Source organism: Enterococcus sp. DIV0755f, from assembly GCF_051713725.1.
Classification (GTDB): Bacteria; Bacillota; Bacilli; order Lactobacillales; family Enterococcaceae; genus Enterococcus_D; species Enterococcus_D casseliflavus.
Genome location: NZ_JBIOQL010000001.1, coordinates 632,501 through 645,129, shown reverse-complemented (window position 1 = coordinate 645,129; position 12,629 = coordinate 632,501). Strand labels below are relative to the sequence as shown.

Below are 12,629 nucleotides of genomic sequence, written 5' to 3'. Positions count from 1 at the left end.
AAATAAATCATTGCAGGTGATGAAAAAATGAAACGAATTCTCGTGTTGCACACTGGCGGCACCATCGCCATGAAAGAAGACACCCTGACAGGCGGCGTCAGCCCTGATGTCAGCAATCCGCTGATGGATGCACCGATCCACATTGATGACGATGTTGAATTGATCGTCGAAGACATTTTTAATATTCCCAGTCCTCATATGACCCCAAAAGAAATGCTGCAGCTGAAAGAACGTATCCAGCTGGCGCATTTAAGCGGTGTCGATGGGGTCGTGATCACTCACGGAACCGATACGCTGGAAGAAACAGCCTTCTTTTTAGATACCACAATCGGCGGTCAGTTACCGATCGTGGTGACTGGCGCCATGCGCTCAAGTAATGAAATCGGCAGTGACGGACTTTATAACTTTGAAAGTGCGATTCGGGTGGCGAAATCACCTGATGCCTTAGGAAAAGGCGTCTTAGTCGTGATGAACGATGAGATCCATTCCGCACGTTATGTTACGAAGACCCACACCACCAATATTGCGACATTCCGCACCCCGACATTAGGTCCGATCGGCTTAGTCACAAAGCACCGTATCTTGTTCATGCAAGAGCTGTTAAATAACCGCCATTTGGATGTTGATCGTGTCGATGGTCTGTTTCCGATCGTCAAAGCCTATGCGGGAATGACTGGGGAATTGTTCGATGCTTTAGCCGACTCGCTGATCGATGGACTAGTGATCGAAGCTTTAGGCGCTGGCAATCTGCCGCCGCAGACCATAGAGCCTTTGAAAAAACTGATCGCTAGAAACATTCCAGTCGTCTTAGTTTCTCGCTGCTTCAACGGCGTTGCCGAGCCGGTCTATGACTACTTAGGCGGCGGGATCGAATTGCAAGCTCTTGGGGTGATTTTCTGCAATAGCATCAATAGCCAAAAAGCCCGCATCAAATTGCTGATAGCGAAAAACCGTGGGTTGACCATGGATGAACTGCCTGATTTCATGGAGAATTAACCAAACAAAAACCCTTTTGCCATTCCGCTAATGGAGGCAAAAGGGTTGTTTTATTTTTCTCGCCAAGTAAAGATGGCTTCGCAGTAAGTATCCTCACCGATCTTGATCTCGTGGATCGTTTGCAGCGGCACAGCCCCGCCGGCTTCATCGACTGTCTTCTCATTGATTTGAAAATGGCTTTCGATCAAATGGCCGTAAGCCACTTCCCGATCAAAACGGATCGTCACTTGTGTCACTTCATGTTTTGTTAAAAACTCATAGCCTAAGACGTCCATCAGCCAATTGAAATACATGGCATTGTTGACATGCTGATTGCTATCAATATCGTAGAAACGCACTCGATACGGCAAAAATTGTCCTTGCGTGATAGGGGTGATCTTCGGGTAGCGTTTGATTCGCTTGATTTTTTCACTGCCAAAAGGCGCCACGATCTCATCTGGTACACTGCTGACTTTGCGCGTCTCAGGGTCCATTAACGCAAAAACCGCCTCGATTTTGACCAGTTCCGTTCCGTCTTCTGCCAATAACCAGAAGTAACGGTAGCAGAAAAATTTATTGTATTCTCTCGCCTGGGTCGCCACTTGGATCTGCTCCCCTACGCGCGGCAAACGAGTCACCGTTATGTGATAGCTGGTGATGATCCAGGTCAAGCCATAACTAGCGATGACTTCTGGTCCGCGGTTTAACGCCGCACTTTGTTCTTCTGATGTCTTGATGGCGATGCCTAGCATGGCTGGAAACGTCATCGTTTGGTTGACATCACATTCATAATACGCCACTTCATGCGTGGTTTGATACTTTGCTGCCATAGTTCTAATTGCCTCCTAAAAACGACTCAATATTTCATCGACACTTGGTCCATAGCTTTCGCCAAACTGATTCAAATGGACCAATAAATAATACAATTGATACACTGGCAGTCGCTCTTGCCAATCCTCATCTAATGGATAGACTTCTTGATAGCCTTCCAAAAATTCCTGACGAAAACCACCGAAGAGCTGGGACATCGCAATATCCATTTCTCGATCCCCATAAGCGACTGCTGGATCAAGAAACACTGGTTCTCCTTGCTGATCGAACAGCACATTCCCCCGCCAAAAATCACCGTGTAATAAAGCAGGTGTGACGCTGCGATCACGCCAATTTTCATGCAAAAATTCTTTCAAACGCAGATAAGCAGCTTCCCGTTTGGCATGCCAGCGGTTACCCAGCTTCGCTAATTCGACTTGCACATCCAAACGGCAGACTGTGTAAAAATCAAGCCAATCCGTGGTTTTCGGATTGACTTGCGGCAAAAAGCCGATGTAATTGTCTTCGTAAAACCCAAAAGACTCCTGCGTCTGCTGATGAAGCCGAGCCAAGCTTTGACCTAAGCGTCGCTGCTGTCCTTCCCCACCATCGATCCATTCCATCAATAAAAATGCCCTCTCTTCAGTCTGACCGATATGTTCGATTTTTGGCACCCGCACGAAAGGGGCTAATTCAGCTAAGCCGTTGATCTCTGCTTGAAAGAACACCGATGAAACATGAGGATGAGTTTTTAAAAAATAGCGATTTTCTGCTGTAGTGAAACGATACGTTTGATTGACATCCCCACCACTGATGGGCGTCAGCGAGCCGGTCATCCCGATTGCTGCGAACAATGCTTCCTCCATACGGATCTCCCTTTCTTTACTCAGTCAGTTGGGCATTCAAATACGCTTGCTCTTCTTTCGTCACCCCTAGTCCCTGCAGGAGATACTGATCAACCGAACCGAAATGCTGATCGATCGCAGCCAAGCTTTCATCAAGAAAACTCTCTTTGGCACTCATCAAAACCGTGATCGCCGTTAACAGCTCTTGCGGCAAATGCTGGGTCATTGGGGCAAATTTTTCTTTTAGCATTGGCGCTAAATAGCGATTGGTCGCTAAATAATCTTCTTTGATCGTCGTTGGTGCCACCGCCAACACATGCAGCAATAAAAAGGCGCCAAAGCCTGTGCGATCTTTGCCAGCGGTACAGTGGAACAAGGTTGCACCTTCGCCTTCCGCATTGGCGATCACATGATCAAAAAACTGCCGATATTGTTGGCGGGCATAGTCGCTTTCAACAAAGTGACGGTAGACTTTTTTCATCTGCTCTTCGGCATCTTCCCCATCTTCCAAGCGCTGCTTCAAGCTTTCTGGCGACAAGGAAACCATCGTTTCGTCTTCTTTAAAAATAGGTAAAAAAAGCTGCTTTGCTGTGGCGATTGGTCGATCAGGCTGTGCATTGGCTTCAGCGATAGAGCGAAAATCAATGACCTGATTGACCCCATAGTTTGCCAGTACTGCTTGATCTGAAGCAGTCAATTCATTGATCGCCGCACTGCGGATCAATTTTTTTCGTTTGATCGTCGTGCCGTTTGTCGTTTGATAGCCGCCAAGTTCTCTGACGTTTGCTGCTCGTTCTAGTTGAATCAATTGTGTCATTGCTTATCCCTCCCGCGATGTTCTAGTTAAAAGTATAGCAGAAACTTCGCTATTAAGGGCACTGAAACCTAGATTTTTCTATGAGCTGAGCTTTAACGGACAAAAAAAAAAAAGACCACACGCAGTCTTTCTTTGCTTTCGCTTGTTACAAAACGTTTCTATTCGGCTTCGATCACGGCGGCAGAATCATCTAAGATCGAACGATCCAGTTCGTTGATACGACTGCTGGTCACCATTCCTGCAACCATACTGTCGCTGACATTAACGAGTGTCCGTGCCATATCAATCAATGGTTCAACAGAAATAACTAAGCCTACGATGGCGATCGGCAAGTTCATTGAGCCTAAGACGATCAATGAAGCAAAGGTTGCCCCACCGCCGACACCAGCAACGCCGAATGAGCTGATCGTAACTACTGCAACTAGCAGCAGGATAAACTGCCAATCAAAGACATTGATCCCAACCGTTGGTGCAACGATCGTTGCCAACATCGCTGGATACACACCCGCACAGCCGTTTTGACCAATCGATAACCCAAAGCTGCCTGCAAAGTTAGCCGTGGCTTCATCAACACCTAACGCTTTGGTTTGGGTTTCGATGTTCAATGGCAAGGCTCCCGCACTTGAACGAGAAGTAAAGGCAAAGCTCAAGACTGGAAAGGCCTTTTTGAAATACGTTACTGGATTGACCCGAACAGCGATCAGCAATAATGAATGAACGAGTAAGACCAAAATCAAAGCCGCATAAGAGGCGATGATAAATTTGCCTAAGTTCAAGATGGCTTCAAAATCACTTGAAGCTAATACGTTTGTCATCAATGCCAAAACGCCATAAGGTGTCAGGCGCAAAACTAACGTGACGATACGCATCACGATTTTATATAAGCTGTCCATCAAATTCGCAAAAGTTTCCGCTTCTTTCGGTGATTTACGTTTGACACCAAGAAAGGCGATCCCAACAAAGGCTGAGAAAATCACGACCCCGATCGTACTTGTCGAACGAGTACCCGCAAAGTCGGCGAAGACATTGCTTGGGATGAAGGAAACGATTTGTTGTGGAATCGATAGGTCTTGGACTTGTGTCGAACGTTCCGCTAATTCTGCGATCCGCGCTGTTTCCGTTGCCCCTTCGGTAAAGCTGGCACCGTCAAGACCAAAGACCATGACCATCACGATCCCGATCAAGGCAGCGATCGCCGTTGTCCCTAGCAAAGTCGCAAGAACCGTAAAACTGATCTTCTTGATTTTTTCGCTTTCTTTCATCTTGGTGAAAGCACCAACGATCGAAACGAAGATCAAGGGCATGATCAGCATTTGCAAGAGAGCTACATAGCCGCTACCGACCATCGTGATCCAGTCAAGAGCTTGCGTGACAACGTCAGAGCCTGTCCCAAAAATCAGCTGCAGCACGCCACCAAAAACGATCCCGACGAACAACGCCGCAAAGACCCGCGTAGAAAACTTCACGTGACGTTTTTGCAATAAGTAGAACCCATAAATAAGGGCAGCAAAAAGTAGAACAACAATAATAGTTAACAGATTTGTCATTTGAATCCTCCTTTTGTTCAATAAACATGACAAAGTCTGTCAGAGGAAGTAAAGGTTCCCAGTGACCATTCTTCAACAGTTCACTCTAATGAGACGTGTGGCATCATTAGTGACTATTCCATTTTAAAGAAGTTTGCTTCATCTTACAATAAATAAGTTCCCACTTTTCTGGGATGGTACCGCTTTTTTGTCAGAAAATAAAAAAAGAACCGTTGCCGCAACCCCACACTGTTAGGATTTCTACTTTCCTAACGGTTGGATTGCGGGAACTGGTTCGTTATTTTTTCATTTCGACTTTTTGAAAAATTTCAGAGAATATTCAGGCAATCATTAGAAATTGCTGTCTTACGCTAAAGCACCCATTGGGTCCCAAGGTGCTAAGACTGTTGGTTCTGCTTCAAAGGCAGCCAATTGTTCTGCTGTCAGGAACTCTTTGCGAACCACGATTTGATAGGTGTATTCATCCATCCACGCATCGCTCATAACGAAGAAGCCATTCGTTCCGACTTTTTCACCCCAGCTGTTTTCGACTTTCCATTTGGTTGATTCGCCGTCGATCAAGTCAACGCCAGTCAAGACCATCGCGTGGGTCATTAAGCTTTCGCCAAAATCTAAGCGTTCTGCTTTGGTCATCGTAAAGTCGATGTCAAATAGGTCGTTGATATCATACGCATCTAATGCCATGATCCCAGTATCTCTGGTAGAAGATTGACCGACATCACAACCGAACCACACGGACTCCCCTTGTTCCAATTGAGCGATCGCTAATTTTTTGAAGGTCGGCATATCGACGTTCAAGTATTTGACTTCTTTGCCGCCAACCACGTTGCCTAGCATTTCTACGGTATACGATTGATTGTAAGGCTTGTCGGCAGTTGGTGCGTTGATGATGCTGACATAATCGTCAAGGTCCACCCCGACATATTTTTCATAAAAGCTTTGCGGTGTTAAGTTGCGATCAATGTGATAGTTTTTGTCTTCATCACGGTATTCAAAATCAAAGGTTTCTGGCGGTGTGCCTAAAGAAGTCGCTAAGAAACGATAAATGTCTTCCAACATCGCTTCTTTGGCTGTTTGGATGTCTTCAGCTGTTTTGCCTTCAGCCACTAGCTGACGCAAAGCAACCGCATCTTTACGCAGTTTTTTGTTCAAGTAATTGTTTAGGTCACGAGAATTGGAAGAGTTGCTGCTTTCTGGCATGACCGTTTTTGGTACGACACCATATTTTTGGAAAATCGAAACGATCATGTCCCATTGCCCACCATCTTGTTGTGGTGTTTGCAATAAGAAAGCAACTTTGCGACTTGTTAAAGGCTCGTTAGCAGTTGCTAAAATATTTTCATAGAAATAGTTGGCTTTTTCGTATTTGTCCCAAAAGAAGGTATGGTTTTGCGACAATTCAAATTCTTTTAAATTGAAATCATTCAGCATCTTATGACGGAATGTATTCAATGCGGCAAACATCCAGCAGCGGCCTGATTGTTTTTGGTTTGAGACTTTCCCGGTTGTCACATCAACTGAAAAAACTGGCACATTGTTGACTTTTGCTGACACGTTTTCCGCAGAAGCGGTGATTCCATTTTTCACAACACTCCGTTGCAGTGCCGTTTGTTTATTATTGTCTTGATACGCTTGCGCAAAGGCAGCGGTGGTCTTTTTTGAAATTTCTGACATATTTCTTCATCCTTTCACTTTCCGTTCCTTCCATTTTACGCCTCTGCCTCTCAAATAACAACCGCTCCTAGAAAAATGAAAGGATCATCTTTCTAAGAGCGGTTGCTCGTATCAAGGATTTAAAGAGTTAGCATCAAAAGCAAAAAGCCAAGTAAAACAAAGGATAGTCCTCGTTCAAATCGTGCATAAAGGAAGCGGATCGGACGACTAGCTAGCAAGATCGTCAGTAAAACACTGGCTAATACCAACGTCACAAAGCCTAATACCGACAGGTTCAAGTCGGTGATCGCTAATGCCCGCAAGCCCTTGATGAAGATCCCCTGTAAAAGATAGACCAGCAGGGTGTTTTTGCCCCACTTCGTAAAAAAGAGGTGCTCTCTAGGCACGAGGCTCAGAAAGCCGATGATCCCCATCAGCCCGATCACGAAAAAGACCGCACGCAAGGGACCGCCGAACAACGGATAGCTCAAGTAATCGTCATAAGGCTTGGAACCAAAAACCATGTACTTGTTCATCCCATGAAAAAACGCGATAAAGGTGTAGATGATCGGTAAGAAAAGCAAACTGATGGTCCGAATCTTTGGTTTCAATAAAAAGCGCATCTCATTTTTGGGAAAATAAAACCCGATGATGAAAAACGGCAAAAAGACAAAGGTCCGCTGCAAGGTCAACACTTGATTTAAAAATGGCACGTAGCCAGCGAAGATACTCAAGCCGATACTCAGCAAGATCGCCTGCTTTTTGGACATTTTTTGAAAGACTAGCAAGGAGAGCTGCCAAAAGAACATGCTAAGCAAAAACCAAAGTGCCCATTGCGGATTCAACAGTTGGATTTTTAACGACTCCCGTAGACCGATCAACCAGTAATAGACGGTGTAAAACACCTGAAAGAAGACATAAGGCAGCAAGAACTTTTTCATCAGCTCACGCAGCTTGTGTCCCTTCGTCAACGGTTTGGCAAAGTACCCAGCCAGAAAAACAAAAGCTGGCATATGGAAAGTGAAGATAAAATAATATAGGTCATGATAAAACTTCTGATCGCCGATAAAAGGCTGTAGTAAGTGACTGAAGACGACCAAGATCATCAGTAGAAATTTTGCATTATCAAAGTAAGCCGTTCTTTGCGATTGGCTCATAAAAAGTTCCTCCTCTAAGTTGTATCTGTCAAAGGATACCTGATCCATGAAACAGAACTGTAACAAGCTATTTACTTTTTCCTAACGATTCTTGTTCATTTGATTACCAGTTGCTATTTTGTATACTTTGTATTAATATATATAATACAAAGGAGCTGTCTTCGATGATATTTGATATTCAAACCCAAAGCAACCAACCGATCTACCAGCAGTTGCGGGAACAGATCATTGTCGGTATCGCAAAAGGCGATTTATCCGCTGGCGAATTGCTACCATCCGTCCGTCAATTAGCCGAAGAGATCGGCATCAATACCATGACGATCTCAAAAGCCTACAATTCCCTCAAAGAAGAAGGCTTGTTGGTCACGGATCGCCGTAAAGGAACCGCCGTTGCCGCGCCACCACCGTTTACTTCTGGACAAGAAGCGGAGTATCGCCAAAACTTGCAGCTGCAGCTAGCAACCGCTCTCTTACACGGCAAAAGCAAGCAAGCGCTTTTAACGGATGTTCAACAACTGCTGGACCAATTTCCTGAAAGGAATGAATGCAAATGACCTATCTTTTTTTCATTATTGCTCTTGTCCTCTGTGGGACGAGCGCCTTTGGTTTACGCTTGATCAGTAAACCCCACAAAAATGTTTTAGTCGAAAACACCCTTGCCCCTGAGCATCTGGATGATCCTAGCGTCCACAGCTTGATCACAGAATTTCGCAAGCGTATCTTACAAATCGTTGGTACATTTAGTGTAGCAAGTCTCCTTTTTTTGTTCAATTTATCTGACTCCATCATCCTTACCCTGTTCTGGCTTTATATGGCCGCTTTGCTGGGGACAGCTTACCTGGTGCAAGTGCATTACATTGGGAAAATGCGGCAATTGATCCTTGCCAATGGATGGGAACTACCTATCGATCCGATTCGGATCGATACCAAACTCGTTCAAGCCAAAAATAAACGGATGCTGCCGTGGTATAGCCTCGTTCCTGCAGGGATTTTGTTGATGATCAGTTTGTACCAAGCATGGCTGTTGCCTGATCTTTCTACAGGATACTTGATGGGCGGCGTCTCCTTAGCAACTTTTGCGCTGTTCGTCTATCTCTGGGTGATCATCAGCCGCTTACCCGTTCGCGGGATCAGCGGTGATTCAGCTATCGACCAGCACATCAATGATTTAACAAAGCGCTATTGGTCCTTATTGATCGCTGTCACTTGTACCATTACGCTACTCTTGTTGACTGTCCCGCTGGCATCCATGTCCGCTACTGGAGCATTCAGTACTATCCTCTTAGTGCTCTTTGTTGTTTTGGTTGTTTTCTTGATCGTCTTTACCTTCTTCTTGTTGCTAGATCTGCGTAAAAAACAAGATCAGCTCTTAGAACCAGCAGGACAACCGCGCTATTATGGTGAAGATGCTTACTGGCGATATGGTTTTTACATCAATCCTAATGATGCGCGACTGTTTGTTCCTGACCGTGTTGGGATGAATATCGGCATCAATCTAGGCAAACGTAGCGGACAAATCGTCTCAGGTATCACCGCTGTCTTCTTACTTGTATTAATGGTCGGTACCATCATTCCGATGTATCGTTTAGATTTCGCTCCTGATGCGATCACCGGTGAAGTGCAAGGACAAGAAGTCACCTTCGATGCACCAATGACTGGGAAAACAACGGTCTCTTTGGCAGATATAGAGACGGTGGAATTGATCGAAGCTTTGCCATCGCCTCGTGTTCGTAATATGGGTGTAGGAACCGCCAGTTACCAAATCGGTAAATTTACCGTTGCTGGTGATCCTGCCAGAATGTTCGTGGACATAAACTCGACACCTATTTTAAAAGTCACCACCAAAGATGGGCCAACCGTTTTTTACACAAATAAAAAAGCCGCCGAAACGACGGATTTATACGAGGAACTAGTACAGAAGGTTTCCTCAGCGGAGTGAGTTTTCTGGAGAAAAAACTGGGGAACCCATTATCCCCAGGCTATCCACAACCAAAAAAACGACCTTCCGAAACGAAGGTCGTTTTTGATACTCCGGCAGTAGGACTCGAACCTACGACATCATGATTAACAGTCATGCGCTACTACCAACTGAGCTATGCCGGAAGAATCTATCTGTACTATACCAAATAGTCAGATAATTTAGCAAGAGCAAAAATCAAGTTTTTGTTCCTTTTTTTCAAGAAAATCCCCTTTTAGAAACTTCACTTCCCGCAAAGTGTTTTTCTCAAGAAATATCCGAAAATCTCATTGACAAAGCAGCGCCTTTACGGTATTCTATATCTTGTGTTAAATAACACGCCGCTTTAGCTCAGTTGGTAGAGCGCATCCATGGTAAGGATGAGGTCGACGGTTCAAGCCCGTCAAGTGGCTTTGATATGACAACGTTTGTCGGACGTTGTCTTTTTTTGTGCATCTAATTCCCAAAGTATAGCGATAATTTCTGAACTTAATCATTCGTACGCCCCTAATTTCCTGCGATATACAAAAGAAATAAGATCGTAAAACCCAATAGTAGGACCGATACAACTGCTTTCATCATTTTCGCTGTATCTTTAAATTTAAACAAGAGCGTATATAGATTAATAAAGTAAATGATCGACAGGTTTGCTTCTTGCGAATATTCTTTCACTTGGATCAAGCCTAGCCATATAATCAGCAAAAGAATCGAAAAAACAACCAAATAGTTTTCTGCAACACGCTTCATTTCATTCTCCTTTTCAACAATAGACATTTGCAACCAGCTGAATCGTAGAACTCAGTAAATTATCAGCCCCTCTCTCCAATACTTTTCCTACAGCCTTTGCTTATTAAAAGTGTAACAAACTATCTCTTCTAATAGTCGATTTTTATAAATTTAAATAAATTTTTTCTTATAAAACGAACAAAACGGGTTTTTCAATCGGTGCTCACAGCTCAATTTTAGACACATCTTTTTTACAACAAAAAACCCGCTCTCCTAAAGCTAAGAGCGAGTTTTACAACTACACTAAATTTTTTAAAAGGATACGCTTTATGCTGAATTAAAAAATAACATACTGTTTCCGTTTGATTCAACTTCTTACTTCACGACCAACACCGTACATTTCGAATGATTGACGACATAATCGGTAGTTGAGCCTACGACAGCTCGGGTCAATGTGCCTTTACCAGTTGCACCAATAATGATCAAATCAATCGGGTACAATTCTGTTGCTGCATGAATGATAAAGCGTTTTGGATCGCCGACTTCAACGATTACCTCAACATCTTCTACCCCATGCTGATTGGCATCATAGATTTTTTTCAACATGTCCGTTTCCACACGCAATTTTTCTTGGTCAAAAATTTTTGCAAAAGCATAGGCACTTGTGGATAACTCAGCATTGTTGATAACAGAGAGGACATACAATTTGGCTTTGTTCATACGACAAATCGCGAGTGCTTCTTGGAACGCTTTTTCTGACTGATCCGACCCATCCAAGGCAACAAGTACATTTTGACAATTACGTAACATCCAAATCGCCTCCTTTTCTTTATTTTACCACAAAAAATGGAAGCGTTACAAAAAAGGACAAGGTCTACTCTTAAGAGACCTAAAACTTCCTTTAAGATTTGTGAAGTTCCTTACTTGTCTCCGTGATTATACAGTAAAATAAAGAGAAGAATGATTCGAGGTGAAAGAAATGCGCTCTTTTTTCCAGGCTGCGGTCACTGTGCTCTTGTACTTAGGGCTTTTCTTGCTGATAATCGGTATTATCGCCTTTTTCTTGCTAAAACTTTAAGCTTGGTTTGTTGAAAAGCAAGTTGCTGTCACATCCCTAAGAGGAGTGATACACTTGGTTTATCAACAATTATCGAAACGAAACAGCTTGCTGCTCACTCGTTTCAAAAAGGAGATCATGCAAAATGGACTTACATATTACCCCTACTGCCGCTGCTCGCTTTCCAGAAGGACACGACTTATATATTTTGACGAGTAATGACGGATCGAACCAATTTTCTTCAGCAGCTGGATGCTGTATGATCGGCGAACGTTTTTTGATCACACCGATCGACGAACCGTTAGACCCATACAATGAGTTAGTCTCAAGCAATCAGTTTACTTTCTTTACATCAACCTATGATCAAATGTTCTTGACTGGTCATCTGATTCTAGATGTTCACCCAACTTCAGGAACCTTGATTTTGAAAAACGAAAGCGGCTATTTGGATACCAATCTTTTATTGGAATCCTCTCCACAGTTGAAACAAACGAATGCGTAACTAAAGAGCTGACAAACGCCTTGTAAGGTGCTTGTCAGCTCTTTTTCTCTATAATGAATCTGGAATCAACGCTAAGAGTTCTTGTGTCTCAGCGGCTAAAGCGATCGCACCAGCATCAAGCAAGTCTTCTTTTGACCCAAAACCATATAAAACGCCGATTGCCGGTAACTGGTTTTCTTTTGCCCCTAAAATATCATGCTCACGGTCGCCGATCATGATGGTTTGCTGCGCTTTTTGCTCCTTTTCGATCTCAGTTAACGCGTAGCGGATAACGGCCGCTTTTTCCCCACGTTTATTCTCGAGATCCGCCCCATAGATTCCTTTGAAATAGCCATCATACTTGAGATGGGTCAGGATCTCTTTTGCAAAAACTTCTGGTTTCGACGTAGCGATATACAAATCGTGATCCTGCGCCAGCTCCTGCAATGTTTCTTCGATCAACGGATATGGTTGGACTTGAAACATGCCCGCTTGACGATAATTTTCCCGGTAGAAGGCAACGGCTTGCTGGGCAGCAGCTTCATCGAAGCCCAATCCACGGAAGGATTCAATCAAAGGCGGCCCCACAAAGCTCCGCAGTATG

At 44.0% G+C, this 12,629-nt stretch carries 13 protein-coding genes and 2 tRNA genes (1 of these 15 cut by a window edge); 5 read left to right on the top strand and 10 right to left on the bottom strand.

All coding sequences use genetic code 11. The features are described 5' to 3' along the window. Positions 1 to 27 precede the first annotated feature (27 nt). Positions 28 to 996 (top strand): asparaginase, encoded by a 969-nt coding sequence (locus IGI73_RS02975; protein WP_005225140.1) that lies wholly within the window; start codon positions 28 to 30, stop codon positions 994 to 996. 50 nt (positions 997 to 1,046) lie between these two features. Here IGI73_RS02975 and IGI73_RS02970 read toward each other — a convergent pair whose 3' ends face one another. The 6 genes from IGI73_RS02970 to IGI73_RS02945 all read right to left on the bottom strand — a co-directional run bounded on the left by IGI73_RS02970 (position 1,047) and on the right by IGI73_RS02945 (position 7,804). Next, the gene (locus IGI73_RS02970; protein WP_086339170.1) at positions 1,047 to 1,805 is read right to left on the bottom strand and encodes an acyl-ACP thioesterase domain-containing protein; all 759 of its coding nucleotides are present in this window, start codon (positions 1,803 to 1,805) and stop codon (positions 1,047 to 1,049) included. A gap of 15 nt (positions 1,806 to 1,820) precedes the next feature. Continuing rightward, a complete protein-coding gene (locus tag IGI73_RS02965) occupies positions 1,821 to 2,651 on the bottom strand; it encodes a fructosamine kinase family protein (protein WP_086339169.1) in 831 nt (276 codons plus the stop codon). A 16-nt stretch (positions 2,652 to 2,667) separates the two neighbouring features. Then, entirely contained in the window at positions 2,668 to 3,447 is a 780-nt protein-coding gene (locus IGI73_RS02960) for a tyrosine-protein phosphatase (RefSeq protein ID WP_010747448.1), read from the bottom strand. Positions 3,448 to 3,605: 158 nt separating this feature from the next. Continuing rightward, positions 3,606 to 4,994: an L-cystine transporter gene (locus tag IGI73_RS02955; protein ID WP_010747447.1), complete on the bottom strand. Its 1,389-nt coding sequence runs from the start codon at positions 4,992 to 4,994 to the stop codon at positions 3,606 to 3,608. 345 nt (positions 4,995 to 5,339) lie between these two features. Further along, positions 5,340 to 6,668, bottom strand: coding sequence for an aminopeptidase C (locus IGI73_RS02950; RefSeq protein ID WP_005225135.1), 1,329 nt, complete (start codon positions 6,666 to 6,668; stop codon positions 5,340 to 5,342). Positions 6,669 to 6,787: 119 nt separating this feature from the next. Further along, positions 6,788 to 7,804 carry an acyltransferase family protein gene (locus IGI73_RS02945; RefSeq protein WP_086339168.1) on the bottom strand — a complete coding sequence of 339 codons (1,017 nt, stop codon included), beginning with the start codon at positions 7,802 to 7,804 and terminating at the stop codon, positions 6,788 to 6,790. 164 nt (positions 7,805 to 7,968) lie between these two features. Here IGI73_RS02945 and IGI73_RS02940 point away from each other — a divergent pair, with 164 nt between their 5' ends. Then, entirely contained in the window at positions 7,969 to 8,358 is a 390-nt protein-coding gene (locus IGI73_RS02940; protein WP_005225133.1) for a GntR family transcriptional regulator, read from the top strand. Further along, positions 8,355 to 9,743, top strand: a complete 1,389-nt coding sequence (locus tag IGI73_RS02935; RefSeq protein WP_438759067.1) for a hypothetical protein — start codon at positions 8,355 to 8,357, stop codon at positions 9,741 to 9,743. Before IGI73_RS02940 ends, IGI73_RS02935 begins: the two co-directional genes overlap by 4 nt. A 90-nt stretch (positions 9,744 to 9,833) precedes the next feature. On the opposite strand, the gene IGI73_RS02930 is transcribed toward IGI73_RS02935, so the two are convergent. Further along, positions 9,834 to 9,907: transfer RNA gene (locus IGI73_RS02930), tRNA-Asn, on the bottom strand. Positions 9,908 to 10,101: 194 nt separating this feature from the next. On the opposite strand from IGI73_RS02930, the gene IGI73_RS02925 reads away from it, so the two are divergent. Then, positions 10,102 to 10,174 (top strand) — tRNA-Thr (locus IGI73_RS02925). 94 nt (positions 10,175 to 10,268) lie between these two features. On the opposite strand, the gene IGI73_RS02920 is transcribed toward IGI73_RS02925, so the two are convergent. Together IGI73_RS02920 and IGI73_RS02915 are read right to left on the bottom strand one after the other, a co-directional pair. Continuing rightward, entirely contained in the window at positions 10,269 to 10,508 is a 240-nt protein-coding gene (locus IGI73_RS02920) for a hypothetical protein (protein WP_074934647.1), read from the bottom strand. Positions 10,509 to 10,862: 354 nt separating this feature from the next. Then, the gene (locus IGI73_RS02915) at positions 10,863 to 11,297 is read right to left on the bottom strand and encodes a universal stress protein (protein ID WP_005225130.1); all 435 of its coding nucleotides are present in this window, start codon (positions 11,295 to 11,297) and stop codon (positions 10,863 to 10,865) included. Positions 11,298 to 11,689: 392 nt separating this feature from the next. On the opposite strand from IGI73_RS02915, the gene IGI73_RS02910 reads away from it, so the two are divergent. Further along, positions 11,690 to 12,046 carry an iron-sulfur cluster biosynthesis family protein gene (locus IGI73_RS02910; RefSeq protein ID WP_015509034.1) on the top strand — a complete coding sequence of 119 codons (357 nt, stop codon included), beginning with the start codon at positions 11,690 to 11,692 and terminating at the stop codon, positions 12,044 to 12,046. Positions 12,047 to 12,094: 48 nt separating this feature from the next. Here the strand turns inward: IGI73_RS02910 and IGI73_RS02905 are convergent, their stop codons facing one another. Then, positions 12,095 to 12,629: the 3' portion of an HAD hydrolase-like protein gene (locus IGI73_RS02905; RefSeq protein ID WP_438759065.1), read on the bottom strand. It continues 116 nt past the right edge of the window; only the last 535 of its 651 coding nucleotides appear in the window; its start codon lies off the right edge, out of view; it ends in the stop codon at positions 12,095 to 12,097.

What these genes read in the sequence shown, in the direction of transcription:
- IGI73_RS02975 (WP_005225140.1), top strand. Translation starts at nt 28, where the DNA reads ATGAAACGAATTCTCGTGTTGCACACTGGCGGCACCATCGCCATGAAA.
- IGI73_RS02970 (WP_086339170.1), bottom strand. Translation starts at nt 1,805, where the DNA reads ATGGCAGCAAAGTATCAAACCACGCATGAAGTGGCGTATTATGAATGT.
- IGI73_RS02965 (WP_086339169.1), bottom strand. Translation starts at nt 2,651, where the DNA reads ATGGAGGAAGCATTGTTCGCAGCAATCGGGATGACCGGCTCGCTGACG.
- IGI73_RS02960 (WP_010747448.1), bottom strand. Translation starts at nt 3,447, where the DNA reads ATGACACAATTGATTCAACTAGAACGAGCAGCAAACGTCAGAGAACTT.
- IGI73_RS02955 (WP_010747447.1), bottom strand. Translation starts at nt 4,994, where the DNA reads ATGACAAATCTGTTAACTATTATTGTTGTTCTACTTTTTGCTGCCCTT.
- IGI73_RS02950 (WP_005225135.1), bottom strand. Translation starts at nt 6,668, where the DNA reads ATGTCAGAAATTTCAAAAAAGACCACCGCTGCCTTTGCGCAAGCGTAT.
- IGI73_RS02945 (WP_086339168.1), bottom strand. Translation starts at nt 7,804, where the DNA reads ATGAGCCAATCGCAAAGAACGGCTTACTTTGATAATGCAAAATTTCTA.
- IGI73_RS02940 (WP_005225133.1), top strand. Translation starts at nt 7,969, where the DNA reads ATGATATTTGATATTCAAACCCAAAGCAACCAACCGATCTACCAGCAG.
- IGI73_RS02935 (WP_438759067.1), top strand. Translation starts at nt 8,355, where the DNA reads ATGACCTATCTTTTTTTCATTATTGCTCTTGTCCTCTGTGGGACGAGC.
- IGI73_RS02920 (WP_074934647.1), bottom strand. Translation starts at nt 10,508, where the DNA reads ATGAAGCGTGTTGCAGAAAACTATTTGGTTGTTTTTTCGATTCTTTTG.
- IGI73_RS02915 (WP_005225130.1), bottom strand. Translation starts at nt 11,297, where the DNA reads ATGTTACGTAATTGTCAAAATGTACTTGTTGCCTTGGATGGGTCGGAT.
- IGI73_RS02910 (WP_015509034.1), top strand. Translation starts at nt 11,690, where the DNA reads ATGGACTTACATATTACCCCTACTGCCGCTGCTCGCTTTCCAGAAGGA.